Origin of the sequence: Jeotgalibacillus sp. R-1-5s-1 (assembly GCF_004405105.1) — a bacterium.
In the GTDB taxonomy this organism is placed as follows: domain Bacteria; phylum Bacillota; class Bacilli; order Bacillales; family Jeotgalibacillaceae; genus Jeotgalibacillus.
This window is the reverse complement of sequence record NZ_SORW01000028.1, coordinates 118,768-143,486: the sequence shown is the minus strand read 5'-3', so window position 1 is coordinate 143,486 and position 24,719 is coordinate 118,768. Positions and strand designations below refer to the sequence as shown.

The window sequence follows — 24,719 nt, the reverse complement described above, 5'->3', positions numbered from 1 at the left end:
CCTTTCCTGGTCTGGCTATTACTTATCGTTTAATGCGACAACGCCTGGAAGATCTTTACCTTCCATAAACTCAAGAGAGGCACCGCCACCTGTTGAGATGTGACTCATCTTATCAGCCATACCGAATTTCTCCACGGCTGCTGCTGAGTCTCCTCCACCGATGACAGAATATGTATTCTGTGCATCAGCAAGGGCCTGTCCTACTGCCTTCGTTCCGTTTGCAAATGAATCAAGCTCGAATACACCCATCGGCCCATTCCAGATCACAAGCTTGGACTGCTGGATCACGTCGCGGTAAAGCTCACGTGTTTTCGGTCCGATATCAAGACCTTCCCAGTCCGCCGGGATCTCATCAACTGGTACTTCTTTGATGTTGGCATCATTTGAAAAATCATCTGCAACGACAATATCAACCGGCATATAGAACTTAACGCCTTTGTCTTCTGCTTTTTTCATAAATTCTTTAGCAAGATCGATCTTATCTTCTTCTAAAAGAGACTTACCGATTTCATGGCCCTGTGCTTTTACAAATGTATAAGCAAGTCCGCCACCGATAATCAGGTTATCCACTTTGTCTAAAAGATGATCGATTACGCCGATCTTATCTTTTACTTTTGCTCCGCCAATAATGGCTGTGAATGGACGCTCAGGATTTGATAATGCTTTCCCTAAAACATCAAGCTCTTTTTCCATTAACAGACCTGATACAGCTGGAAGATGTTCAGCAATCCCTGCTGTTGATGCGTGTGCACGGTGAGCAGCGCCAAATGCATCGTTTACGTATACATCAGCAAGCGCAGCAAATTCCTTAGAAAGCTCAGCATCGTTTTTCTCTTCACCAGGGTAGAAACGTACGTTTTCAAGGACAAGAATGTCGCCTTCCTCAAGTCCGGCAACAGCCTCCTGTGCTTTTGGTCCGTATGCTTCGTCCACTGTCTTAACTTCCTTACCGATTAAGTCAGCAAAATAAGCAGCAACAGGGGCAAGACGAAGTTCTTCAACAACTTCCCCTTTTGGACGTCCAAGGTGGCTCGCAAGAATAACCTTTGCTCCTGCCTCAGTCAAGTGCTTGATTGTTGGCAGTGCAGCACGGATTCTCGTATCATCCGTCACTTCTCCATCTTTCATCGGGACATTGAAGTCAACGCGGGTAAAGACGCGTTTTCCTTTTAGCTCAATGTCTTTAACGCTTTTCTTATTCAATTAAATCGGCCTCCTTCTGATCAGATTGGCAAAGCGGCTGAAAAAAGGGAGGGGGATGTTTTCCCCGCTCCCCATTCACCCTCTTATTATAAGGGATGACCGGTCCAAAGACCAAATCATACCTGAATCATTTACGAAACTCTTACAGACCTTTTTTAGCCATGTAAGCAGCTAAGTCAACGCAACGGTTAGAGTAACCAGTTTCGTTATCGTACCAAGAAAGTACTTTTACCATGTTTCCTTCAAGAACCATTGTTGAAAGACCATCAACGATTGAAGAAGAAGTGTTGCCATTGTAGTCGCTTGATACTAGTGGCTCATCGCTGTACTGAAGAATGCCTTTAAGCTTACCTTCAGCCGCTTCTTTAAGTGCTGCGTTCACTTCGTCAACAGATACTTCCTGCTCGAATTCAGCAACAAGGTCAACAAGTGATACGTTTGGTGTTGGTACGCGCATTGCCATACCGTTTAATTTGCCTTCAAGTTCAGGAAGAACTAATGATACTGCTTTAGCAGCTCCAGTTGATGTTGGGATGATGTTCTCAGCTGCTGCACGCGCACGACGGTAGTCTTTGTGTGGCAGGTCAAGAATCTGCTGGTCATTCGTGTAAGAGTGAACAGTTGTCATCATTCCGCGCTTAAGACCAAACTTGTCGTTAAGCACTTTTGCAAATGGTGCTAGGCAGTTAGTTGTACATGAAGCGTTTGAAATTACGTTGTGGCTTGCTGGATCGTACTTGTCTTCGTTAACACCCATAACAACAGTCAAGTCTTCGCCGTTTGCCGGTGCAGAGATGATAACTTTCTTCGCTCCGCCTTCAAGGTGCTTCGCAGCAGCTTCACCTTTAGTGAAGATACCAGTTGACTCGATTACGATATCAACGCCAAGCTCACCCCATGGAAGGTTAGCAGGATCGCGCTCTGCAAGAACTTTTACTTTGTGTCCATCAACGATCAGGTTATCTTCACCGTCAACTTCAACTTTCTTGTCAAGTACGCCGTGTACTGTATCGTACTGAAGAAGGTGTGCAAGCATGTTTGCATCAGTAAGGTCGTTTACTGCTACTACTTCCACCTCTGGATTGTTAAGTGATGCACGGTATACGTTACGTCCAATACGTCCAAATCCGTTAATTCCAATTTTCACTGTCATGAATAATTCCTCCTTAAAATTGTTGGGGATGGTTTTAAATCTATTTTAAAAGGGGGACCCTTTCAAAAGCTCTTTCGCTGCTCCCTCATCTGTAATCAGAATCGAGGAAGACTGTGGTGCGCCTTTAAAATACGCGCGAATCGCCTGCGCCTTTGAGCTTCCGCCTGCAACGGCAAAAACATTTGGCACAGAGCCAAGATCCTTTAATTGAAGCCCGATGGTTTTTACTTTGTGGACGATATTGCCCTCCACATCAAAATAATAACCAAATGCTTCACCGACGGCTTTGCCTTGTGAAATCGTCTGAAAGTGTTCCTCTGTCGTATTGCGGCGTTTTGCCATCGTATGGGCTTCGCCAATGCCATGAAGGACAATGTCGGCTGAAGTGATTAATGACATCACTTCCTTAATTGCCGGTTCTTTCGTGATCGACTCATAGACTTCCCTGCTCACCTGGTCAGGTACATACAACACACGGTGACGGGCGCCGGATTTCATTGCCATTGTGGAACAAATCGTGTTGGCCTGGTTTTGCACATCTTCTCCGATGCCCCCTCGCGCCGGAACAAACAGCGTTTCCGGTGTCGCGAAATCCGGAGTCAGCATCCCCGCAACGGCCGACATCGTCGTTCCGCCCGTAACAGCCACAACCGTATTATGACCCACATACGGCTTCATACTCTGAATAGCGGCTCGTCCTAATTCTTCCTTCACCCAAGGCGAATCATCACTATTACCGGGCACAATGATCACTTCTTTTACGCCAAGCTGTTGTTTTAATGACTGCTCCATTACGGATATACCCGTAATTTCGTTAATCATTCGCTCAAGCGGCACAAGCAGTTCAAGACCCTCCTGCGTCAGACTCATTCCGGAAGCATCAATATGAAGCAGATCCTGGCTTTTCAGCTGATCCACTTCCTTCCTGAGGACGCGTTCTGTCATACCGAGTGACTGGGCAAGGCTTCTTCTGCCAACCGGCTGCAAAAAACGGACCGATCGTAAAATCTGATATTTCACTTGCATCTCATCTAGCAGGTCAGGCACCAGACGCTTTTGGATGTCAATAAAAGTTGGCATGTCAAAGCTCCTTTTCGGTGAAAATTCACTCCAAAGTCAGGCTTTAACTGAATGCCGGACATCGAAGTGCGTCACTTGGTCATTTTTTGTCCCGCATAGACATTTTATGTCCCAATCGCGGCAAAAAAAAGATCCCTGCTACAATTTCAATCATAGCAGGGTTACAGAACGAGTTCAAGCAATAAAGTCAAGTGTTTTTTTGAAAACGTTTACTTATTGTCACATAATCAATCTGACCGGCCTGTACAATTTCATCATCCACTGCAATGACCGGAATCATCAGACCGTACTTCTCTGTCCACTCATCAGATGTATCAATATTACGTTCCTCAATGTCAAAATGTGCATCTTCCTGTACAAGCTCGAGCATCAGCCGCGCTTCCTCGCACAGCCCGCAGTTCGGCCGGGTATAAAAATGGACAATCATGGTTTCGTCCCTCCAATGTCTGATCATGGTTATTATTATGCTTGAATATGATTTGAATGGGAAGTGATGTGTGCGGGAACGTGAGGTCAGCGGCGGAATTCGTGAGGTTAGCCATGAAGTTTGTGAGGTTGTGAAGCGAGTTCGTGAGCTGCGGACAACAATTCGTGAGGTCCGCGGAAAGTTTGTGAGGTTAGTATCATTTGACCCAGCCCAGTTTGGAGTAAGTGAAGGTAATTAATCAGCGGATGGAGTTTGTAAGGATGGAGGCGGAATTCGTGAGGTTTGCCATGAAGTTTGCGAGGTTGTGACGCGAGTTCGTGAGCTGCTGACGACAATTCGTGAGGTCCGCGGAAAGTTTGTGAGGTCAGTGTCATTTGACCCAGCCCAGTTTGGAGTAAGTGAAGGTAATTAATCAGCGGATGGAGTTTGTAAGGATGGAGGCGGAATTCGTGAGGTTAGCCATGAAGTTTGTGAGGTTGTGACGCGAGTTCGTGAGCTGCGGACAACAATTCGTGAGGTCAGCGGAAAGTTTGTGAGTTCAGTGATAAAAGACCTTCATCCAAAAATAAAAAGCCTTCCCTATTTTATAGGAAAGGCAAAATGGTTACCTATCTTCTTCTATATATGTTTGAATGCAGCGCTCCAGCTGCTCCATCATCTCTCTTACGTCAAAGCCGGGAATCGTAATCGTATGATTTTCCCTAAACTGAACTGAGATTGAATAATAGTCCCGGAATTCTTCGAATGCCACCTGATAGTCTATTCCAAGAACCGTGACAACAGGACGGAAATACGTAAGACTGTCTGAATTTTTCATATTGTTGTAATCCCTCCATCCGGCTTATCCTCTCAGATAAAACATGCATAATCAATACATGTTACAGGAATAAAATAATTATGTATTTTTCTGTAATAAAGAGAAGCCTCCATTCTATAAATATATGCAGGAGATCAACAAATATGAACATTATTTTAGAAGAGTATCCAGGGATGGATTTATAAGCCGGTTAAGAGTTACCATCGTTCTCTTATATTCTTATTAAATTACTTGTGGTATTTCGGATAATGACATCATTTGAATCACAAAAAAACTGCTGGAGCACTCAAAAAGAGTTCCCCAGCAGATTCTGTATTCAGTCTTACTTGTCAGCAAGCTTATTGCGGTCCATGATCTGATCAATCAGACCATATTCCTTCGCACGTTCTGCTGTCATGAAGTTATCACGCTCAGTATCACGGGCGATCGTTTCGATATCCTGGCCAGTGCGCTCAGCAAGGATGCTGTTCAGCTTGTCGCGCAGGAACAGGATACGCTTTGCAGCGATATCGATTTCTGTTGCCTGACCTTGTGCACCGCCAAGTGGCTGGTGAATCATGACTTCTGCGTTTGGCAGGGCATAACGATGGCCCTTTTCACCAGCTGCAAGAAGGAATGCACCCATAGATGCTGCCATACCGATACAGATTGTGTGTACCTTTGGCTTAATGAACTGCATCGTATCATAAATCGCCATACCAGACGTGATGCTTCCACCAGGGCTGTTGATGTAAAGGTAAATATCCTTTTCAGGGTTATCCGCTTCAAGGAAAAGAAGCTGAGATACAATGGAGTTTGCCACATTATCATCAATGGCACTTCCAAGCATAACGATCCGGTCTTTTAACAGACGTGAGTAAATGTCATATGCACGTTCACCGCGGTTTGTCTGTTCAATAACTGTAGGAATTAGATTCATGTGAAAATCCTCCTTCAAAAAGGTAATGTTGGTGTAACTGGTAAGTATGTACTGACAATCATACAATGATGGTCAAAAAAGGTCAAACAAATCGATTCAACCTTTTGTTCTTCTTTCATCATACCCATTCCAGCATACGTTTAACAAGTTTTATCGATGCCAAATCGTTTTTAAATCTGCCCTTGCATTCATACCAGTGCTCGATTATAATAGAAAAGCGCGCTTAACACAGCGTATCTTGCCCTCGTAGTTTAATGGATATGACGCAAGATTCCGGTTCTTGAGATAGGGGTTCGATTCCCTTCGAGGGCGTACATAACAGCTGATCGCTTATCCACCTGGGTAAGCGGTTTTTTTATGGAATGATTTTCTTTAACGCCGCCCTGTCAACCTTACCGATCGGCGTATATGGAAATGCATGAATAATCTTAATTTCTTTTGGCACCTGATAACGGGCAGCCTTCGTCCGGATCCACTCCATCAGCTTCTGCTCCGTCTCGTCTTTATCCTGCTTCAATATCACCCACGCTGCTAAACGTTGGCCGTACTCGTCATCAGCCATTCCCATAACTTCAGATTCGAGTATAGACGGGTGCCGCTGCAATATGTCCTTTAACTCAGCTGGATAAACATTGATTCCGCCAGACACGATCATGTCATCCTTACGCCCCTGCAGATAATAATACCCGTTATGGTCAACGTAGCCTATGTCACCCGTTTCAATCCATTCATCCGCAGACTTCATGGACCAATTATTTATTATTAATAATTGTCCTGATTCACCGGGTAAAACCTCATCTTGATTCTCATTCACAACCTTGATATTCGAGCCCGGAATCGTACGTCCCACTGTTTTGCTTGAATACTTTAGGTCAGCCGGGGTGGCAATCAAATTCAGGCCCGCTTCAGACGTCCCGTACAGATTATACAAAACGGGCCCTAAGCGACTTACAACCTCTTCAGCCAATTCAGGCCTTAACTCCGCACTCCCGGAAGCAATACAGCGGAGCGATCGCAAAGAAGCCACTTCCTCTTTTATCATCCGGTCAATCATCAGTGGCACAACGGGTATAAAATCAACTTTATATTTCTCAATTAATTTACAAGCTTCACGTGCATGAAACTTGCCGCTTATTACAATCTTTTTCCCGAGCGCGATAAATAACAGTAATATAGCAAATCCGTATCCGTGATACAGAGGCGTGGGTATGTAAGCTGTCTTATAATCAAACAATTTCAACCGTTTAATCATCGTGAAAAACGGTGGCAAAAAATTAACGACGGATGGCTGATGCGTGATTTGCTTAGGTTTCCCCGTCGTACCCCCGGTTAAAAGAATGATCCTTCCGGCTGATGAGCGCGGACTCTTTTTATGTATGTCTGATTTCATCATCAGATCCTGAACGCCCGATAACGCCAGACTCTGTCCACGATCCACCTTTAAAATAGAAGAATCATAAAGAACCAGATCAAACGCATGCTCATGTATAAATTGATGAAGGAGCGCCTCACCGGCGTCAGCATGTAATAAATATAAATCTGCGCCTGTACCCGATACAGCAAAAATGGACTTCACCATTTCTTTTGAATTTCTTCCTATTAAAGCTACCCTTTTACCCTTTTTAATTTGATAGCGTTCATTTAGCATACATTTCAATGCCAGCGAATCACGGTAAAGTTCCTGATAAGAAATTTTCATACCTTGATCAATCAATGCGGTCTTTTGTGAATAGCGTTGTGCCGAAAAAGCCAATAGTGTGAGCAGATTAACCCCACGACTCATGACGGCACATAATAAATAAAACCAACCTGCCGGAAAGAACAGCCTGATCACGCTCATGCTCCACGCCTCCCCCACTGCCTGACAAAAACGGAAGCAACCTGACCGGGAAGGAGCCACCAGGGCTTATGAATTTTTTTATTGCAGATGATAAGCCTGCCAATGAGTTCAGCTGCATGTTCAGCATGCATCGCGGGCGCTTTTCTGTAAGAGGCAGTAGGCTCTATCATCGGTGTTCTGACAAGGGGAAAATAGACTGTTGAAGTCCGGATGCCCAATCTATTCAATTCTATTTCTGAAGACCTGAACCAGATATCAAAGGCCCCTTTAGAGGATTGATAAGCTGCCCAGCCGGATAAAGGAGACAGGATCGCATTGATCGTGGAGACATTAATGATCTGTCCCTTTGATTTTGCTAACAGCGGCATCAGCTCCAACACAAGCTTCACCGGCGCAAAATAATTAATCGCCATCGTCCTGGTAAAGTCATGAAAGCGATCCTGTGATGCTTCAAGCGACCGGTTAATCGACAAACCGGCATTACTGACCAGCACGTCAAGCCGCTCAAGCTGCAAAAGTTCATGTGTGACCTTATTCAACTCAGCGTCATCTCTTAAATCCGCAGACATGATCGTCACGTGTGCACCTTTTTTTATTAAATCCTTTTTGATGGCTTGAAGTTTGTCTTCACGTCTGGCAATTAAAATAAGATGCACCTCCGGCCCTGCAAAAAGAGTGGCTGTCTGTTCGCCAATCCCTGAACTCGCTCCCGTGATGACAACTGTTTTTCCTTTTAAATGGCTTCGTAATTTCTTTTTATGTAAAGGTCTATGAGGAAACATGAGCTTCTCGAGAAAACTGTAGTCATACACAATTATTGTCACCTGCTTTTACATATGTGGTAACGGCTATATTCGGCGAGCCACTGCAAAAAGCCTGCAAATCCCTTAACATTTATCTTTCATAGAGGCTTACTTATGTCGAAAGGCCATCATTTTTTGTCGTTAGGCCATTCCTTTATGTCAATAGCAGTCCCTTTCACGTCGCTAGTCCAACGTTTTAACATCAAATTGTCATGAGCGGCTCAACTTCTGTCGATAGAGCTAAGATTCATGTCGATCACACGCCACTTTCTGTTCTTAGCCCACTAACTTCTGTCGATCCGCTTGCACCCCGACTCCACACTTTCCTTCATCCGCCTCATCACCACAAACAACACATAAAAACCCCCGCACTAAGCGCGGGGGTTCATCACATTTACTTCTCTTCTTCTACATACGATGCAAGCGTTTGCAGTGCTGCGTCTTCATCAGGTCCTTCTGTTATTAACACGAAGTTGGTCCCTGTCCCAAGCGCAAGGCTCATGAGGCCCATGATGCTTTTCGCGTTGACCTTTTTGCCATCCTTTTCAATAAACACATCTGACTGAAATTTTGTTGCTTCCTGTACAAACAGGGCAGCAGGCCTCGCCTGCAGTCCTGTTTTTAATCCCACTGTTACTTCCTGTTTTTTCATTAAATTGCCCCCTCTATTTTTATGTTATTTTGTATGTGCCATTTCGCCTTTACGCAGTTTTTCAGCGATTTCATCGATCTTTCTTAATCGGTGGTTAATGCCTGATTTACTGACTGTACCGCCTGAGACCATTTCGCCAAGTTCCTTCAGCGTGACATCCTGATAAGCGACACGCAGCTCAGCGATTTCACGCAGCTTGTCCGGCAGAATGCCAAGTCCTGCATGGCGCTCGATAAAGCGGATATTTTCAACCTGGCGGAGTGCCGCACCAATTGTTTTATTCAAATTCGCCGTCTCACAATTCACTAGACGATTAACGGAATTTCTCATATCACGTACAATCCGTACATCTTCAAATCTCAGAAGTGCCTGATGTGCACCGATCAGACTGAAGAATTCAGTGATCTTTTCTGCTTCTTTCAGATACGTAACAAATCCTTTTTTCCGTTCAATGGTCTTGCTGTTTAAACCGAATTGATTCATCAGTTTGGAAAGTGATTCGTTATGCTCCTCGTAGAGTGTAAAAATCTCAAGGTGATAAGAGGATGTCTCAGGATTATTGACCGATCCCCCCGCTAAAAATGCACCGCGGAGATAAGCACGCTGACAGCATTTTTTGCCGATAACAGATGGTGAGATAGAATGATTCAGGCTGAAGCCTTCTCCAAGGATATTCAAATCCTCCAGGATCTCTCTCGCCTGTTCAGCAATCCTTACAATATATACGTTATTCTTTTTGAGCCTCATTTTCTTTCGCACGAGCAGCTCTACCTGAACGGTATAGCTTTTTTTAATCAGTGTGTAAATTCTTCGTGCGATCGCTGCATTTTCAGTCTGGATGTTCACAATCAATGCTCTATTTGAAAATGAAAGCGAGCCGTTCATTCTGATTAGCGCGGAAAGTTCGGCTTTTGAACAGCAATCATTTGCTTCAATTTGCGTTAATTCCTTTTTTGTTTCTGACGCAAAAGACATTTTGTTCCCGCCTCTCTATAGCCAAGTCCTTATGCGAGCTGATTTTTCGTTTCAGCAATTAAGCGGACAATAATTTCTGCAACTCGATCCGTATCATGACGGATCAGCCCATTCTTATTCATAATAATTTTATCATAGACCACGTTTAAACCGAGCGCACGAAGTCTCTCGACATCAAACTTTACGGGTTCCGCCATTTGTTTGTCATAAAGTGAGCGGATCTCCTCCGGTACATCTTCATTATTCACAAGAATATAATCGATAAACCGTTCCCCCATGTGGTCGTACAATGCCTCGATATGATTTGATGCTGTATAGTGCAGCGTTTCACCAGCCTGTGTCATCAGGTTGCAAATATATACCTTTGGCACGGTACTCTTGATAACAGCTTCACCAATTTCCTTTACAAGGAGATTCGGCAGGATACTTGTGTATAAGGAGCCGGGGCCAATAATGATCATATCAGCCTCTTCAATGGCTTCAACTGCCTGAGGCAACGCCTTCACGTGTTCCGGTGTTAAATAAACGCGGCTGATTTTCTTTCCGCTAAAGGGGATTTTCGATTCACCCCTTATCACCGTTCCATCTTCCATCTCCGCTGATAAAAGAAGACTCTGATTGGCTGACGGCAGAACGCGTCCACGCACATTCAGCACCTTACTCATCTCTTCAATCCCGTGGGCAAAATCTCCAGTGATAGAGGTCATTGCCGCAATGATTAAATTTCCAAGTGAGTGCCCACCGAGCTCGTTTTTACTAGCAAAGCGGTACTGGAACATTTCTTCAACGAGAGGCTCAACATCAGATAAGGCTGCGAGCACATTTCTAATATCACCCGGCGGAGGGATATTCAGGTCTGAGCGGATCCTCCCCGAGCTGCCTCCATCATCTGCAACGGTTACAATGGCCGTTAAATTGATAGGATACTGCTTCAGTCCACGCAGAAGAACGGATAGACCCGTTCCTCCCCCGATGACAACAACATTTCCTTTTTGGTAACGCTTCGTTTTCATTTTACTTTTCCTTTATTACGTTTCTCAATATCACGGTGTGTGATCTGTGTATGATAATCTTTTGCAAATGCACGGGCGACTTCCTCTGTTAAAGCAACAGAACGGTGCTGACCGCCTGTACAGCCGATCGCAATCACCAGCTGACTTTTGCCTTCGCGCTTATAGTGAGGCAGCATAAATTGCAACAGATCAATGGTCTTCTCCAGAAATTTCTGCGTTTCGGTCCACTTCAGCACGTACTCCGAAACCTCTTCATCAAGACCTGTCTGCGGGCGCATATGGTCAATGTAATGCGGATTTGGCAAAAAGCGTACGTCAAACACAAGATCCGCATCAATCGGAATGCCGTGTTTAAATCCAAACGACATCACATTGACAGTGAACAATGACTTTTTATTTTCAGAGAACTCATTGAGAATCTTCTCCCTCAGCTCACGCGGCTTCAGAGAGGATGTATTATAAATCGTCTGGGCCCGTCCTTTCAGATCCGCCAGCAGCTTTCTTTCCTGCTGGATCCCTTCCATTGGAAGACCGGCCGTTGCCAGTGGATGAGAGCGGCGCGTTTCCTTGTAGCGGCGGACCAGTGCCTGATCGTCCGCATCCAAAAAGAGAATACGCGGCTTCAACTGTTCTTCCTGATCAAATTGGTCAAGAGCCTGAAATAGAGAGTCGAAAAATTCACGGCCTCTTAAATCCATTACGACTGCCACCCGGTTCATCTTATCCCCGGACTCTTTCATCAGCTCCAGAAATTTCGGCAGCAGCGTTGGTGGCAGGTTGTCCACACAAAAAAAGCCGAGGTCTTCAAAGCTCTGCACAGCAACTGTTTTCCCTGCACCGGACATCCCGGTAATAATCACAATTTCCATATCCTTTGACATATCAGCACTCCCCCTCAGCTAGGATCCAAACGGTAAGAAAGCAATTCAAAATCCTTCGTATACGTAAATGTTCCATAGATGACACCCTGACCGTGAATCACATACTCCAGGATGTGACGGTCACCTTCAGCCATATCAAGTGACTGAATCGCCTCAAACGGCTGCCATTCCAAGATGCCTTCCGGTGATTCCTCTAAAATCAAACCGTCAGCTTCGGTCGCGAGGAACGTAAACATCATCCATTCCGACACGACTTCATTGCCGTCTTTTATAATAAACGTGAAAATGCCTTTAATTTCAGGGTTCTTAACGTAGATCCCTGTCTCTTCGCGGTATTCACGAATGCAGGCATCACGTACAGACTCACCCGGCTCCATCTTTCCACCTGGTGCCACCCACCAGTCCCTGCGCGGTTTCTGAAGCAGCAGAGCCTGGTTATCTTTTATATAAACGCAATTCGTTATCCTTTGCATATCATCACCTGCCAACTTTTGCTCATTCATTACATTATACATTTTTTTATGAACCGTCACAACGAGATCGGTCTGTATCTTATTGTATTTTTATTCACATTAATTAGAACTGAATCTTTATATTAAAAGGAACACTTCCAGAGTTTTATGCATCTTACATGAGAATGTCAGCTTGAAAACTTACATTTTTTTCATTTCAACTGAAACATCTAAAACGATTTTTCGTATAAGAGAAAAGGAGTTGAAAAGAATGGAAAATAAAGTGTACTTTTCTGATCGTTTTTTCTCAGCAGGTAAAACAGATATTTTTAATTCTTCAAAAGAACAGATCGGACGTTTAAATCTGCAATCCTCATTTACATCCAGTGTCAGTGTTGAAGATCAGGAAGGAAATGTCCTGGTTGAGGGTTCGTTCCCTTTCTTCTCAAACAAATGGACGATCAAACAGCCGGGCGGCCGTGAGCTTGGAACGGTCAAATACTCATTATCTTTTTTCACAAAACGCTATACGTATATGACACCTGCTGCGATCTACAAAATTCACTCGCCTGCTTTTTCAAGAGAATATTCTATATTGGACCAGTCAGACCAAGTCGTAGCTGTCTTTAAAAAGGTAAATGACTTTTTCTCTTCTCCTGCCTTTGAACTGAGAAATCATTCCGCTACATTATTAACGGATGAACTGATTGCCGTAGTCATGGGCGTTCATGCGATTGAAAAACGCAATAACTCCAGTGCAGCATCCGGAGGAGCATAGACAAAAAAAGGGCACGAACGTCGATCCGTTCGTGCCAAAAAAGTAATTTATACTAAAAGGGGGTCAATTACTTATGGTCTTACTATACCCACAAATTGTTGCACAGCTGTTACAAATGGGTAACGATTAGATAAAGTTTTGTTTATCTCTTAAGACCCGACCTTTAACGTTTCAGCAAGTTCTTCCACGTAATGCTGGATGGCCTGTGAAGCCACACTTCCGTCTCCCGTTGCGGTAACAATCTGACGAAGTGTTTTGTCACGAACATCTCCTGCAGCAAAAATGCCCGGTACGTTTGTACGCATCAGCTCATCTGTTTGAATATAACCTTCATCATTCAGAATGCCAAGATCCGCGAAAGGCTTTGTCAGTGGAACCATTCCGATATAGATGAATGCTCCGTCTGCCTTAAACTCAGTTTCTGTTCCGTCTTCTGTAGACATAAGCGTAACAGAACCAACCTTACCGTTCTCTTCATTGATTTCCTTCACAGTTGAATTCCAGATGAAATCAATTTTCTCGTTATCAAACGCACGCTGCTGAAGAATCTTCTGAGCGCGAAGCTCATCGCGGCGGTGAACGATCGTTACCTTGTTTGCAAAGCGTGTGAGGTAAACGCCCTCTTCAACCGCAGAGTCTCCCCCACCGACTACGACAAGATCTTTCCCTTTAAAGAAAGCTCCGTCACACACGGCACAGTAAGATACACCGCGTCCGCCAAGCTCTTTTTCACCCGGTACGCCAAGCTTTTTATACTCTGCACCTGTCGTGATCAGAATAGCACGGGCTTTATATTCTTTTTTACCGGCTTTAATCGTCTTATATTCCTTGCCGTCCTCAATGCCCTTTACATCACCATAGGCATATTCAGCACCGAATTTCTTTGCGTGCTCAAACATTTTATTTGATAAGTCCGGTCCAAGAATATGATCAAATCCCGGATAGTTCTCAACATCTTCTGTATTCGCCATCTGCCCGCCAGGTACTCCCCGCTCAAGCATTAAAGTAGATAGATTCGCACGTGACGTATAGACCGCAGCTGTCATTCCAGCCGGTCCTGCACCAATAATCACAACGTCATAAATTTTTTCTTCTGTCATGACATGACACTCCTTTTTCGTTCAAGTAAAGAGTTTGTTTTATATAGTCCTATCTCATCGTAATCCAGTCAAATTTAAAAATCCACTAATCTGCTTATGGAAGGTACGAGGCAATTTCATCACGGTATTTTGCGAGTGCTGAGGCAGAAACACCGTACGATTTCGCCACTTCTTTCTGTGACTTTGCAGTACCTCTTACCTTGTGCCACATATATTCAACAGCTGCTGCTAATGCTCCGACATTTTTAAACGCATACCGATCCTTCGCTGCATGGTAGAAAATGTGGAACCACATGTAAAACAGTCCGTGATGATCTTTATAATTAATGTTATAGCGCTTCAGTAATTCGCCAGCGACTTCATGCGCCCGATTAAACGGATGGTCCATGATATATGGATTCTGGAGTATTTCGAAATAAGACAACTCAATCCCGGAGTAATAATCCGGTGGCTCTTCATCCAGAATATCCGTTGACACCTGAAGCTCTTTAAACAAAAGAAACATCCGCTCCTCCGGATAAAGCGACTTCAGCTGTTCATGGTTATCAAAAATCGAACTCGCCCACGGCTCCTGGCCCGCTTTATCAGGCTGATCACTGATCACACGCTTCCACGCATTTTCCGCAACATCCTTATGACCTGAATGCCACGCCGAATGTGACAGCCAGTAATAAAAGCCGCTATCCCCTTCAAAACCCCGTTTCACAAGACTTTTCAGCCATCCGTAAGCCTGTTCATGACGCCCGACCAGCGCAAACGTAGCCCCAAGCTTAAATCGGTGCTCCACCATAAACGGACGGATCCGCTCAAGTGCATCCATTAATTCCTCAAGCTCTTTCGTCCGCTCTTCATAATGATAAAATACCGCAAGATTACATAAAGCATGCAAATTACCCGGATTCCGGTGAAGGACTTCCGTCAAAATGGCTGATGCCTGCTCCGTTTCACCCTGGTAAAAATATGCCAGTGCAAGATTATTGTAAGCTGACCAGTAGTCAGGAAAACGTTCAACAACACTTTCCAGAAGCTCTACCGCCTGCTCAAACTTTCCTTCAGCAAGATACTTACCAGCCTTCTCCTGATGGACAATCAGTTCATCATGCTCAAATTCCTCATCAAAACCGTCTTCATCCTCAAGTGCCAGAAGCTCAAGCAAATCCTCTGCATCCTCTGTAAATTCACCATCCGGTTCCTCAGATAAGTAAACATTTACATGCCGGTACGCTTCCTGGAACAAGCCAAGATGCGCAAAATTGTTCGCCATCAGATAATGCACTTCCGTCATAGTCGGATCGACCGCTTCAATCGACTTAAGCCGCTCATTCGATTGCTGAAACTCACCAAGTTCCGTCTCAATCATCGCGATCTGAAGCGGGATCATCGGTTCATCGGGCTCAAGCTCAGCCGCCTTACCTAAATATTTGATTGCCTTATCAAACTGTCCCTTCTGATACACGGCCATGCCTTTTTTATACAGCGTTTCACTTGATTGTGTAAATGGAACAAGTTGTCCTTTTTGATGATCCGATCCTTTTTTCATTTATAGCCTCCGTACGTTGTATTAACTTATCAATTTTAACATATTGACGGAAGGTTTTAAAGGTGATTGATTTTGTGATCTTGTAAAAGTGAGACAACGGCGGAATGAGAATATTATACGGTGGGTGGTGTTATGAGAGGGTGAAGAAAAAGTCCGGGGTCGGCGCTGCGATCAGGATTCCTTCGTAACCGCCACTTATTCATTCGTTTCAGATTTTATATCCTTCTTTCTAAAAACGGTTTCCTTCTTTCTGGAATTTAATTCCTTCAAATCGGTTCCACACATCTTTTATCCCTTCATAACTTTCCAATATTCATTCACTTCGACCTTACAATTCCTTCACTTCCGAATTTAATTCCATCAAACCACACACCCCTGATTTGACGCGGAAATACATACATTTCCAACTCACACTGACTCCGCGGCATACTGTTCGATTCTTCCTGACAAAAGAACATACAACCTTTTCGTACAATAAAAGATATCGTAACCGTCACTATGAATCACTATAATAGTGTCGAGTTGTTCTGTGGACTCATGATCGGCCACAGAACGAAACGGATGATTCCCATGCCCAACGTAGCTAGACAATGAAAGCGGAGGATGCCCATCGCCCCGGCTTTGAATATGTCTAACAAAAAATACCCCCCAATCAACATTGGAGGGCACTTCATCATTTCTTCGGTCTGTTGTGTCGTTCTTCCAACACGCTCATTACATCTGACAGTGGAAGATCCTGTTCGCGCAGCAGCACGAGTGTGTGGTAAAGAAGGTCAGCGGTTTCCCACTTAAGCTCTTCTTTATCACGGTTTTTAGCGGCAATAATCACCTCAGAGGCTTCTTCGCCTACTTTTTTCAGGATTTTATCTACACCTTCTGTAAATAAATATGTCGTGTAAGCACCTTCCGGACGTTCTTCAAAACGTTCTTTGATCAATGCTTCAAGCGTATCTAAAATGCCTGTACCGCCTGCTTTTTCAGTTTCAGACGTGTAGATTTTTTCATTAAAGCAGGAGCGCTCCCCTGTGTGGCATGCCGGGCCGGCCGGTTTTACGCGCACCACGAGTGAATCGCCGTCGCAGTCAAGCGTCATATCCACGATCTTCTGTGTATTGCCGCTTGTCGCTCCTTTATGCCAAAGCTCCTGGCGTGAGCGGCTGTAAAACCATGTCTCACCGGACTCAATAGATTTCTTTAAAGACTCTTCATTCATATAAGCAACCGTCAAAACCTCACCTGAATCCGCGTCTTGAACAACGGCAGGTAGTAACCCTTTTTCATCGAAGCGAATGCTTCCTGTATTTAAACTCATCGAACATTCACTCCTTCTGATCTTAAGTGTGCTTTTACTTCCTTCACACTCGTTTCTTCGTAATGGAAAATCGATGCGGCCAGGGCAGCATCTGCTTTTCCTTCTTTAAAAATTTCAGTGAAATCCTCTGCACCACCGGCTCCGCCTGAGGCGATGACTGGAATGGATACGGCTTCGCTCACCGCTTTTGTCAGCTCCACGTTAAAGCCTTTTTTCCCGCCGTCGCTGTCCATAGAAGTAAGCAGAATTTCTCCTGCACCAAGTGATTCCGCTTCCTTTGCCCACTCCACAGCGAATTTATCAACCGGATTGCGGCCGCCATGTGTATACACGCGCCACGTGCCTGCTTCCTCATCCCATTTCGCATCAATCGCTACAACAATACATTGCGTACCGAAATAATCAGCACCCTCGCGAATAAGCTCCGGTCTGAGTAAAGCGGCTGTATTGAGTGAAACCTTATCCGCGCCCGCACGGAGAATCCGTTTCATATCTTCAAGCGCATTAATGCCTCCACCTACTGTAAATGGAATTGCAAGCTCTGACGCGACATTCTGCACGACATCGACCATTGTTTTGCGTCCTTCGTGTGAGGCTGAGATATCCAAGAAGACAAGCTCGTCTGCACCCTGTTCATCATAAGCACGCGCCAGTTCAACGGGATCGCCTGCATCACGCAGTTCAACAAACTGAATCCCTTTGACAACGCGGCCCTCTTTTACATCAAGACATGGGATAATTCGTTTCGTAAGCATTATGAAATCTCCTCAACAGCCTGCTTGACTGTGAATTTGTTTGTGTAGATCGCCTTCCCTACGATGGCGCCAGACACGCCACTGCCTGATACAGCCTGAAGGGTGCGCAGGTCTTCTAGCGAGCTGACACCGCCGGAAGCGATCACCTGAGCCCCTGTCATTTCAGCCATTTCAATAACAGCATCCACATTGGGTCCGCTCAGCATGCCGTCTGTTGCGATATCTGTAAAAATAAATGTGGTTGCACCGGCTTCAGCCAGCTCTTTACCGAGATCCACCGCTTTCAGCTCAGATGTTTCCAGCCAGCCGTGTGTTGCCACGTAACCGTCTTTCGCATCGAGTCCGATGGCAATGCGGTCCCCGTATTTTTTCAGCCATTCTTTAACGAGAGCAGGGTTCGTAACGGCAAGGCTGCCGATAATAACGCGGTCAACGCCCTGATCGAGATAGTGTTTTACATCTTCTTCGGTACGGATTCCGCCGCCAACCTGGACGCGTGCCGGAAGCTCTTTGACGACACGGACAACAAATTCATCGTTGATTCGCTTGCCGTCTTTGGCACCGTCAAGGTCCACCATGTGAATCCATTCTGCACCTTCTTCCACAAACTGCTTCGCCATATCGAACGGAGAATCGCCGTAGATCGTCTCCTGATTATAGTCCCCTTGAGTTAAGCGGACACATTTTCCGTTTCTCATATCAATCGCCGGATAGATCGTAAAACTCATGCGCGCACCTCCGTCTTTTTCACGTATTGTGTATAGTTATTTAAAAGCGCCATGCCAAGGTCCCCGCTTTTCTCCGGGTGGAACTGCATACCGAAAACTGACCCCTTACCGACAACAGCCGGCACTTCTTCAAAATAATCGCTTGATGCAATCAGGGCTCCGCGTTCCTCTTCTGCAATATAGTAGGAGTGCACGAAATAAACGTGCTCCTCCGCCACATTTTCAGTCAGCGGTGAATCCTGGTGAAACTTTAACTTGTTCCAGCCCATGTGCGGTACCTTGTAGCGTTCACCGTCTGACTCCCCGGAAAAGCGCACAGCTTTCCCTTTTAACAGTCCAAGCCCTTCAAACACGCCATTCTCTTCACTGCCCTCAAATAAAAGCTGCATACCGAGACAAATACCGAGGATCGGCTTGCCTGCATCCGCCTGCTCCTTAATAAAATCAGCCAGACCTGTTTCATTCAGAAGCTTCATCGCATCGCGAAAGGCGCCGACACCCGGTAAAATGAGTCCGTCTGTTTTAGACAGCTGTTCTTTTTTATCACTGATGATATAAGGAACGTTCAGCCGCTCCAATGCTTTACTGACGCTGAACAGATTCCCCATACCATAATCTACGATGCCGATCATTTACAACATTCCTTTCGTGGATGGAACTCCTTTAACACGCGGATCGATAGAAGTTGCTTCATCAAGTGCACGGCCTAGCGCTTTGAACACCGCTTCAATCATGTGATGCGTGTTGTGACCATAGTGTACGTTGACATGGAGATTCATGCGGGCTTCAATCGCCAGCTTCCATAGAAATTCGTGCACGAGCTCAACGTCAAATGAACCGACGCGGTCAGTCGGGAAATCAGCGTTCATCACAAGGTGAGGACGATTACTCAAATCCACCGTTACCTGCGCCAATGCCTCGTCCATCGGGACAAATGCATTACCGTAACGCTTGATTCCTTTTTTATCTCCTAAAGCCTCAATAAGAGCCTGACCAAGCACAATGCCAATATCTTCTGTCGTATGGTGGCCATCAATTTCAACGTCACCACGCCCGTCCACTGTCAGATCAAAATGACCGTGCTTTGTAAACAGGTCAAGCATATGCGTCATAAACGGCACATCCGTCTGGATATTGGATACTCCTTCGCCGTCGATTGAAAACTCAAGTGCAATGTTCGTTTCATTCGTTTTACGTTTAATGGATGCTGTACGATTGCTGCTCATCTGATTCTTCCCCCAGCCAAATTAATATTTCTTCACATTATACCGTGCTTCCACGGCGCGTGCATGCGCTTCTAACCCTTCTAAACGGGCAAAACGTGCCACCTTATCCGCATTTTCCTGAAATGCGGCTTCACTATAAAAAATAATGCTCGACTTTTTCACAAAATCATCTACTAAAAGCGGACTTGAAAAACGCGCTGTACCGCTTGTCGGAAGCGTATGATTCGGGCCTGCGAAATAATCCCCGATTGGCTCAGAGCTGTAACGTCCGACGAAAATGGCACCAGCGTGGCGAATCTGTCCGACCAATTCCATGCTGTTGGCCGTCTGAATCTCAAGGTGCTCCGGCGCAATCTCATTTACTGCTTCAACTGCTTCATCAAGAGAATCCGCAAGATAGATCGCACTGTGTTCTTCAATCGCCACACGTGCCATTTCCTGACGAGGTAATTCAGCAAGTTGAAGCTCCACTTCCTTCTTAACCGCTTCTGCCAGCTCTTTAGAGGTTGTCACTAGGTTTGCCTGAGAAAGCTCTCCGTGCTCCGCCTGTGACAGCAGATCTGCCGCCACTTCTCTCGGCACAGCCGTTTCATCAGCCAATACCGTGACATCACTCGGCCCTGCGATCATATCAATATCAACAATACCAAACACTTCACGTTTCGCAAGTGCCACATAAATATTACCCGGTCCCGTAATCTTATCCACCGGCTGAATCGTTTCGGTTCCGTAAGCAAGGGCAGCAACTGCCTGTGCGCCGCCAATTTTATAAATCTCACGTACACCTGAAAGACGCGCTGCCGCTAACACACCCGCCGGCACTTTACCATCTTCCCCGGGAGGTGTCACCATCACAATGCGACCAACACCTGCCACCTGAGCAGGAATCGCGTTCATTAGAACAGATGAAGGATAAGCTGCCGTGCCACCAGGAACATAAATACCTGCTGCATCAAGCGGTGTCACCTTCTGACCGAGAATTGTCCCGTTTTCCTGTGTGGTCATCCAGGATTGCTGTACCTGACGCTCGTGAAACGACCGGATATTGTTGGCTGCTTCCTGTAAGACAGCCAGTATACCCTCATCCAGTTCACGAAGCGCTTCGTCCACTTCATCCTCTGTTACAGCCAGTGATTGTAACTCTGTTTTATCAAATAAACGTGTATAATGACGGACGGCTGCATCACCTTCCTGTTTCACACGTTCAATAATCTCCTGAACCGCTTTACGCTGCTCTTCTGTTCCGTTATCAAGAGATTGGCGTGTAATCTTCTGATCTTTCAGCTTCTGGATTCTCATCATTAGCAAATCCTTTCTATGATAAACGGTTACTCTGTCACACCGTTCACGACTTTTTCAAGACGGCTCGTCATTTCACTGATCCGGTCGTGCATCAGACGATAGCTGACCGGGTTCGCGATGAGGCGTGATGTAATATCCACAATATGCTCATATTCTACCAGCCCGTTTTCCTTCAGCGTACGGCCCGTTGACACAATATCCACGATCCGGTCGGTTAATCCGATAATCGGGGCGATTTCAATCGAACCGTTCAGCTTAATGATCTCAACCTGCTCCCCCTGCTCGCGGAAATACGAGGAGGCCACATTCGGATACTTTGTTGCAATACGAGGCGCTACTTCATTCATTTTCGTATCTGGAAGTCCTGCTACAGCAAGATAACAGTGACTGATTTTCAAATCCAGCAGTTCATATACGTCACGCTCTTCCTCAAGCATCACATCTTTCCCTGCAATGCCGATATCCGCCACGCCGTGCTCCACATATGTCGGAACATCCATCGGCTTCGCTAAAATAAAGCGGAGATTTTCCTCCGGCACCTCAATGATTAATTTACGTGAATCATCAAATTCAGGCGGTAAATTGTAGCCCGCTTCCTTCAGCATCACTACCGCCTCTTCAAAAATACGCCCTTTTGGCATGGCAATCGTTAATTCTTTCATGCCTGATCCCCTGCCTTTCCGATAAACGTATGCACTTCACTGAACCCGGCTGTAAACCGGTCCACATTTGAAACACCTTTGACATCCTGAACGATGACGGCTTTTTGTGCACGTCTGTATTCAGCGGCAAGCTCTACCGCTTCTTTCCGGCGCTCTCCTGAAAATAAAATAAGTGCCGGCTGGTTTTCAGTTTTTTCTGTGTTTAAGGCTTCCATCAGATAATCCATCCGGATCCCAAATCCCGTCGCCCCGACTTCTGCACCAAACTGACGCAGCAGATTATTGTAACGTCCGCCATTTCCAAGCGCGAAGCCGACATTGTCCGCATATACTTCAAACAGCACACCTGTGTAATATGACATGTGGCTAACGAGCGATACATCCATTTTCACATACTCGTCCACACCATAATCACGCAGAACGTCCCATAACTCTTCAAGCTCACGAAGCGCTTCTCTTCCTCCGTTGCCTTCTAAAAGAGCCTCCGCTTTTTCAATCGAACCATCGTTACCCTGAATATGAAGCAGCTTCAGCAGACGCTGTTTATCAATTGAGGACAATGACAATGACTCCACATGCTGACGGAAGCCTACATAGTTCTTCTCATACAAATATTTACGCAGCTGTTCTGCACGCTCTTCCGTACCGACAATCTGCAAAAACAGCTCCTGTACGAAACCGACATGCCCGACAGAGATCGTAAAATCCTCTAATCCTGCCGCCTTCAGTGCCGACACCAAAAGCGCAATCGTTTCAGCATCCGCACTCACCGTTGAATCATCAATCAGCTCTACACCAATCTGCTCAAACTCAGCCGGACGTCCACCTTCCCGCTGCTGGGCACGAAACAGATTCGCTGCATAAGCAAGACGGAGCGGATTGCGGTCCTTTAACAGCTTCGAAGCCGCCACACGGGCAATCGGCGCCGTCATATCCGGACGGAGCACGAGCGTTCGGCCCTGCTGATCCAGAAGCTTAAACAGCTGCTGATCCAAAATCGCAGAAGCCGCACCAACTGTTTCATCATATTCAAGCGCAGGCGTCTCCATAAATTCATAGCCCCACGTCGACAACTCCTGCTCTACCTTCGATCGAATCTCTTTTTTCATCTTATATAAATGAGGAAACGTATCCCTCATTCCCATTGGTTTTTCAAACATAAAAAGCTTTGACATCATCGTTTCAGCCCTTTCATTCACGAAATCTCATCATTCTTTAAGTATACCCGATCTCATTTCAGGAAAACGAAAAGAATACAAAACGCTTTAGTTCGCTAATATGCTAATAAAGTAAAGATAATGTGTAGTTTACTAGGATCTGTGCTGTGCGTCAAGAGAATCGGGTCCAGATTACGGCCATTTTCAGAAGAAAAAATGCAGAGTGCGGGATGCGTCAAAGGTCACGACTTTGCGAAAGAGAGGCAAAACCTTGAGAAACGGTTTGAAAACCTTGTGAAACTTAAGGTAAATCTTGCGAAAGAGCAATGAGACTTTTCGAAACTTCTCCAAAATATTGCGAACCACCAGCCGCGAACGAAGGATGTTTAAACACAGTTTTGAATTACTGTCGACATGGTTATGCATGGTTTTGTACCTCCTAACCTCATTCAACTTGCGAGTGATGATAGAAACAACCCACTTAGTGGCGGGGACATCCGTAGACTCCTGTGGCGGAAAGGGACAGGTGAAACCATTGTGCGGAGCACAAGGGGTTCACCGCCCGGCCACGGAAAGCGGAGGATGTCACCGGCACGGTTTTACAAGTAAAAAACAAAAAGACAGCTCCATAAGGAACTGCCTTCATCACCTATTTAGATCAACGTTTCAATCTCAGCCTCTGCCTTAATTTCTTCAAGGTGAGCTGTTACAAGTTCCTGCTGCTCAGACTGCTGCAGGTTCTGTACGATTGTATCGCGAACATCTTCAAGAGCCGGTGCTTCCTGACCTGCTTCTTCTGCCTGGGCAGCTGCCTGGTCATAGTACTCCTGAATTTCTTCATCCGTTGGCTCCTCTACTGGTGCCACCTGATCAATATATTTGTCAAACTTAATTGTCTCAGCCATTTGACCGCGTAATTCTTCAACTGTCATACCCTGCTCTTCAAGAGTTGTTGTTAACTGCTCTTCTCCGCCATTTTGCTCAGCGAAGGCTGCATATTCCTCATCGATTTCTTCTTCTGAAGCTTCAAGACCTGCTTCATCTGCTTTTTGCAGAAGAATCGTCTGATCAATTAACAGATTCAGTGACTGTTCTTTAATTTGGTTTGCTCCTTCTTCAGATGTTGGGTCCTGTCCCTGCATCTGGAACTGCATTTGAGTTCTTTGAATCACGTTATTGTAATCGACACCCAAAATTTCTTCACCGTTTACAGTTGCAACGACTTCATCGTCCGCTACTTTCTGCTCGTCCAGCTTAGCCTGCATTTCTTCCTGTGCAGCCTGCTGCTCTTCAGTAGACTGTTCGCCACCGGCCTGCTCTTCTGTTGCTGCTTCTTCGTTATTTGCTGCTTCATCTTCACTGCAGGCTGCAAGTCCAAGTGCCAGTGCGCCTGCTGCAAAAGGTAATAATACTTTTTTGAAATTCATGTTGAAAAAAACTCCTTCCGGAATGTGTATTTCTCTATTTTTTAAGCCTATTGTGCATTGTACATGAGAATCCAAAAAAAGCAAACCCATAACCCTTCTATAATATAATTGAAATCGTTTTGTTACACGCTGAACCGGATGTGAATGACTAAACAGGGTTTTTGACATCTTTCGCTTTCCACGGCCTAGCTGCGGCGACTAGCCCCTCGAGGTCATAAGTCAAAGATGAACGAGGGCGAAGATCAGCCCTCTTTTCATCTTCGCCTTATGCTTGTCGGGGCTGGACGAGTCGCCTACGCTTTTCTGTGGCCGCGCGGTGAGCCGGCTAATGCTCCGCATTAAGCCGTCTCACCTGTCGCTTCTCTGCCGTAGGAGTCTTCGGATGTCAACGGCCCTCTAAAAGTGAAATATTCTTATGTTATCTACATATTGAACGGCTAAATTAAATGTATTAAAAAGGTTCAACACCTTTATGTTAACTTAAATAAAAATTAAGTTGACTTAAAGTGATCTTGTT

Annotated in this window: 25 protein-coding genes and 1 tRNA gene; 2 read left to right on the top strand and 24 right to left on the bottom strand. The window is 45.4% G+C overall.

Annotated features, from left to right (window positions below):
• Positions 1 to 18 precede the first annotated feature (18 nt).
• The 6 genes from E2491_RS11820 to clpP form a co-directional block, all read right to left on the bottom strand.
• On the bottom strand, positions 19 to 1,203 hold the full coding sequence (locus E2491_RS11820) for a phosphoglycerate kinase (protein ID WP_134375854.1): 1,185 nt from the start codon (positions 1,201 to 1,203) through the stop codon (positions 19 to 21).
• Between the two features lie 142 nt (positions 1,204 to 1,345).
• Positions 1,346 to 2,356, bottom strand: coding sequence for a type I glyceraldehyde-3-phosphate dehydrogenase (gene gap, locus E2491_RS11815; RefSeq protein ID WP_134375853.1), 1,011 nt, complete (start codon positions 2,354 to 2,356; stop codon positions 1,346 to 1,348).
• 45 nt (positions 2,357 to 2,401) lie between these two features.
• Positions 2,402 to 3,436, bottom strand: coding sequence for a sugar-binding transcriptional regulator (locus E2491_RS11810; protein ID WP_134375852.1), 1,035 nt, complete (start codon positions 3,434 to 3,436; stop codon positions 2,402 to 2,404).
• 187 nt (positions 3,437 to 3,623) lie between these two features.
• Entirely contained in the window at positions 3,624 to 3,863 is a 240-nt protein-coding gene (locus tag E2491_RS11805; protein WP_134375851.1) for a glutaredoxin family protein, read from the bottom strand.
• 604 nt (positions 3,864 to 4,467) lie between these two features.
• The gene (locus E2491_RS11800) at positions 4,468 to 4,680 is read right to left on the bottom strand and encodes a hypothetical protein (protein ID WP_134375850.1); all 213 of its coding nucleotides are present in this window, start codon (positions 4,678 to 4,680) and stop codon (positions 4,468 to 4,470) included.
• 322 nt (positions 4,681 to 5,002) lie between these two features.
• Positions 5,003 to 5,599, bottom strand: a complete 597-nt coding sequence (clpP, locus tag E2491_RS11795) for an ATP-dependent Clp endopeptidase proteolytic subunit ClpP (RefSeq protein ID WP_134375849.1) — start codon at positions 5,597 to 5,599, stop codon at positions 5,003 to 5,005.
• Positions 5,600 to 5,839: 240 nt separating this feature from the next.
• Between clpP and E2491_RS11790 the strand changes: the two genes are divergently transcribed.
• A tRNA-Arg gene (locus E2491_RS11790) sits at positions 5,840 to 5,911 on the top strand.
• Positions 5,912 to 5,954: 43 nt separating this feature from the next.
• Here the strand turns inward: E2491_RS11790 and E2491_RS11785 are convergent.
• The 7 genes from E2491_RS11785 to E2491_RS11755 all read right to left on the bottom strand — a co-directional run bounded on the left by E2491_RS11785 (position 5,955) and on the right by E2491_RS11755 (position 12,236).
• Positions 5,955 to 7,439, bottom strand: a complete 1,485-nt coding sequence (locus E2491_RS11785) for an AMP-binding protein (protein WP_134375848.1) — start codon at positions 7,437 to 7,439, stop codon at positions 5,955 to 5,957.
• Positions 7,436 to 8,251, bottom strand: coding sequence for an SDR family NAD(P)-dependent oxidoreductase (locus E2491_RS11780; RefSeq protein ID WP_208528070.1), 816 nt, complete (start codon positions 8,249 to 8,251; stop codon positions 7,436 to 7,438). The genes E2491_RS11785 and E2491_RS11780 overlap by 4 nt, the downstream gene beginning before the upstream one ends.
• 385 nt (positions 8,252 to 8,636) lie before the next feature.
• A complete protein-coding gene (locus E2491_RS11775) occupies positions 8,637 to 8,894 on the bottom strand; it encodes an HPr family phosphocarrier protein (RefSeq protein WP_134375847.1) in 258 nt (85 codons plus the stop codon).
• Positions 8,895 to 8,918: 24 nt separating this feature from the next.
• Positions 8,919 to 9,869, bottom strand: coding sequence for a DNA-binding protein WhiA (gene whiA, locus E2491_RS11770; protein ID WP_134375846.1), 951 nt, complete (start codon positions 9,867 to 9,869; stop codon positions 8,919 to 8,921).
• A gap of 29 nt (positions 9,870 to 9,898) precedes the next feature.
• The gene (locus E2491_RS11765; RefSeq protein ID WP_134375845.1) at positions 9,899 to 10,882 is read right to left on the bottom strand and encodes a gluconeogenesis factor YvcK family protein; all 984 of its coding nucleotides are present in this window, start codon (positions 10,880 to 10,882) and stop codon (positions 9,899 to 9,901) included.
• Positions 10,879 to 11,763: an RNase adapter RapZ gene (gene rapZ / locus E2491_RS11760; protein ID WP_134375844.1), complete on the bottom strand. Its 885-nt coding sequence runs from the start codon at positions 11,761 to 11,763 to the stop codon at positions 10,879 to 10,881. Before rapZ ends, E2491_RS11765 begins: the two co-directional genes overlap by 4 nt.
• Before the next feature lie 14 nt (positions 11,764 to 11,777).
• Positions 11,778 to 12,236, bottom strand: a complete 459-nt coding sequence (locus E2491_RS11755; protein ID WP_134375843.1) for an NUDIX hydrolase — start codon at positions 12,234 to 12,236, stop codon at positions 11,778 to 11,780.
• A 250-nt stretch (positions 12,237 to 12,486) separates the two neighbouring features.
• Here E2491_RS11755 and E2491_RS11750 point away from each other — a divergent pair, with 250 nt between their 5' ends.
• Entirely contained in the window at positions 12,487 to 12,993 is a 507-nt protein-coding gene (locus E2491_RS11750; protein WP_134375842.1) for an LURP-one-related family protein, read from the top strand.
• A gap of 149 nt (positions 12,994 to 13,142) precedes the next feature.
• Here the strand turns inward: E2491_RS11750 and trxB are convergent, their stop codons facing one another.
• The 11 genes from trxB to E2491_RS11695 all read right to left on the bottom strand — a co-directional run bounded on the left by trxB (position 13,143) and on the right by E2491_RS11695 (position 24,202).
• A complete protein-coding gene (trxB, locus tag E2491_RS11745; RefSeq protein ID WP_134375841.1) occupies positions 13,143 to 14,093 on the bottom strand; it encodes a thioredoxin-disulfide reductase in 951 nt (316 codons plus the stop codon).
• Between the two features lie 94 nt (positions 14,094 to 14,187).
• Positions 14,188 to 15,633, bottom strand: coding sequence for a tetratricopeptide repeat protein (locus tag E2491_RS11740; RefSeq protein ID WP_134375840.1), 1,446 nt, complete (start codon positions 15,631 to 15,633; stop codon positions 14,188 to 14,190).
• A gap of 673 nt (positions 15,634 to 16,306) precedes the next feature.
• Entirely contained in the window at positions 16,307 to 16,945 is a 639-nt protein-coding gene (gene hisIE / locus E2491_RS11735; protein ID WP_134375839.1) for a bifunctional phosphoribosyl-AMP cyclohydrolase/phosphoribosyl-ATP diphosphatase HisIE, read from the bottom strand.
• On the bottom strand, positions 16,942 to 17,700 hold the full coding sequence (gene hisF, locus E2491_RS11730; protein WP_134375838.1) for an imidazole glycerol phosphate synthase subunit HisF: 759 nt from the start codon (positions 17,698 to 17,700) through the stop codon (positions 16,942 to 16,944). The genes hisIE and hisF overlap by 4 nt, the downstream gene beginning before the upstream one ends.
• Positions 17,700 to 18,428 (bottom strand): 1-(5-phosphoribosyl)-5-[(5-phosphoribosylamino)methylideneamino]imidazole-4-carboxamide isomerase, encoded by a 729-nt coding sequence (hisA, locus tag E2491_RS11725; RefSeq protein WP_134375837.1) that lies wholly within the window; start codon positions 18,426 to 18,428, stop codon positions 17,700 to 17,702. Before hisA ends, hisF begins: the two co-directional genes overlap by 1 nt.
• On the bottom strand, positions 18,425 to 19,060 hold the full coding sequence (gene hisH / locus E2491_RS11720; protein WP_134375836.1) for an imidazole glycerol phosphate synthase subunit HisH: 636 nt from the start codon (positions 19,058 to 19,060) through the stop codon (positions 18,425 to 18,427). Before hisH ends, hisA begins: the two co-directional genes overlap by 4 nt.
• Entirely contained in the window at positions 19,061 to 19,654 is a 594-nt protein-coding gene (gene hisB, locus E2491_RS11715) for an imidazoleglycerol-phosphate dehydratase HisB (RefSeq protein ID WP_134375835.1), read from the bottom strand.
• Between the two features lie 21 nt (positions 19,655 to 19,675).
• Positions 19,676 to 20,953: a histidinol dehydrogenase gene (gene hisD, locus E2491_RS11710; protein ID WP_134375965.1), complete on the bottom strand. Its 1,278-nt coding sequence runs from the start codon at positions 20,951 to 20,953 to the stop codon at positions 19,676 to 19,678.
• A gap of 29 nt (positions 20,954 to 20,982) precedes the next feature.
• On the bottom strand, positions 20,983 to 21,618 hold the full coding sequence (hisG, locus tag E2491_RS11705; protein ID WP_134375834.1) for an ATP phosphoribosyltransferase: 636 nt from the start codon (positions 21,616 to 21,618) through the stop codon (positions 20,983 to 20,985).
• On the bottom strand, positions 21,615 to 22,793 hold the full coding sequence (locus E2491_RS11700) for an ATP phosphoribosyltransferase regulatory subunit (RefSeq protein ID WP_134375964.1): 1,179 nt from the start codon (positions 22,791 to 22,793) through the stop codon (positions 21,615 to 21,617). Before E2491_RS11700 ends, hisG begins: the two co-directional genes overlap by 4 nt.
• Positions 22,794 to 23,428: 635 nt before the next feature.
• Entirely contained in the window at positions 23,429 to 24,202 is a 774-nt protein-coding gene (locus E2491_RS11695) for a SurA N-terminal domain-containing protein (RefSeq protein WP_134375833.1), read from the bottom strand.
• Positions 24,203 to 24,719: the final 517 nt, after the last annotated feature.

What these genes read in the sequence shown, in the direction of transcription:
- hisF (WP_134375838.1), bottom strand. Translation starts at nt 17,700, where the DNA reads ATGCTTACGAAACGAATTATCCCATGTCTTGATGTAAAAGAGGGCCGC.
- hisG (WP_134375834.1), bottom strand. Translation starts at nt 21,618, where the DNA reads ATGAAAGAATTAACGATTGCCATGCCAAAAGGGCGTATTTTTGAAGAG.
- E2491_RS11775 (WP_134375847.1), bottom strand. Translation starts at nt 8,894, where the DNA reads ATGAAAAAACAGGAAGTAACAGTGGGATTAAAAACAGGACTGCAGGCG.
- E2491_RS11695 (WP_134375833.1), bottom strand. Translation starts at nt 24,202, where the DNA reads ATGAATTTCAAAAAAGTATTATTACCTTTTGCAGCAGGCGCACTGGCA.
- E2491_RS11805 (WP_134375851.1), bottom strand. Translation starts at nt 3,863, where the DNA reads ATGATTGTCCATTTTTATACCCGGCCGAACTGCGGGCTGTGCGAGGAA.
- trxB (WP_134375841.1), bottom strand. Translation starts at nt 14,093, where the DNA reads ATGACAGAAGAAAAAATTTATGACGTTGTGATTATTGGTGCAGGACCG.
- E2491_RS11810 (WP_134375852.1), bottom strand. Translation starts at nt 3,436, where the DNA reads ATGCCAACTTTTATTGACATCCAAAAGCGTCTGGTGCCTGACCTGCTA.
- clpP (WP_134375849.1), bottom strand. Translation starts at nt 5,599, where the DNA reads ATGAATCTAATTCCTACAGTTATTGAACAGACAAACCGCGGTGAACGT.
- E2491_RS11750 (WP_134375842.1), top strand. Translation starts at nt 12,487, where the DNA reads ATGGAAAATAAAGTGTACTTTTCTGATCGTTTTTTCTCAGCAGGTAAA.
- hisA (WP_134375837.1), bottom strand. Translation starts at nt 18,428, where the DNA reads ATGAGTTTTACGATCTATCCGGCGATTGATATGAGAAACGGAAAATGT.
- E2491_RS11785 (WP_134375848.1), bottom strand. Translation starts at nt 7,439, where the DNA reads ATGAGCGTGATCAGGCTGTTCTTTCCGGCAGGTTGGTTTTATTTATTA.
- E2491_RS11755 (WP_134375843.1), bottom strand. Translation starts at nt 12,236, where the DNA reads ATGCAAAGGATAACGAATTGCGTTTATATAAAAGATAACCAGGCTCTG.
- hisB (WP_134375835.1), bottom strand. Translation starts at nt 19,654, where the DNA reads ATGAGCAGCAATCGTACAGCATCCATTAAACGTAAAACGAATGAAACG.
- E2491_RS11700 (WP_134375964.1), bottom strand. Translation starts at nt 22,793, where the DNA reads ATGTCAAAGCTTTTTATGTTTGAAAAACCAATGGGAATGAGGGATACG.
- E2491_RS11740 (WP_134375840.1), bottom strand. Translation starts at nt 15,633, where the DNA reads ATGAAAAAAGGATCGGATCATCAAAAAGGACAACTTGTTCCATTTACA.
- hisD (WP_134375965.1), bottom strand. Translation starts at nt 20,953, where the DNA reads ATGAGAATCCAGAAGCTGAAAGATCAGAAGATTACACGCCAATCTCTT.
- hisH (WP_134375836.1), bottom strand. Translation starts at nt 19,060, where the DNA reads ATGATCGGCATCGTAGATTATGGTATGGGGAATCTGTTCAGCGTCAGT.
- hisIE (WP_134375839.1), bottom strand. Translation starts at nt 16,945, where the DNA reads ATGAGTTTAAATACAGGAAGCATTCGCTTCGATGAAAAAGGGTTACTA.
- E2491_RS11800 (WP_134375850.1), bottom strand. Translation starts at nt 4,680, where the DNA reads ATGAAAAATTCAGACAGTCTTACGTATTTCCGTCCTGTTGTCACGGTT.
- whiA (WP_134375846.1), bottom strand. Translation starts at nt 9,869, where the DNA reads ATGTCTTTTGCGTCAGAAACAAAAAAGGAATTAACGCAAATTGAAGCA.
- gap (WP_134375853.1), bottom strand. Translation starts at nt 2,356, where the DNA reads ATGACAGTGAAAATTGGAATTAACGGATTTGGACGTATTGGACGTAAC.
- E2491_RS11765 (WP_134375845.1), bottom strand. Translation starts at nt 10,882, where the DNA reads ATGAAAACGAAGCGTTACCAAAAAGGAAATGTTGTTGTCATCGGGGGA.
- rapZ (WP_134375844.1), bottom strand. Translation starts at nt 11,763, where the DNA reads ATGTCAAAGGATATGGAAATTGTGATTATTACCGGGATGTCCGGTGCA.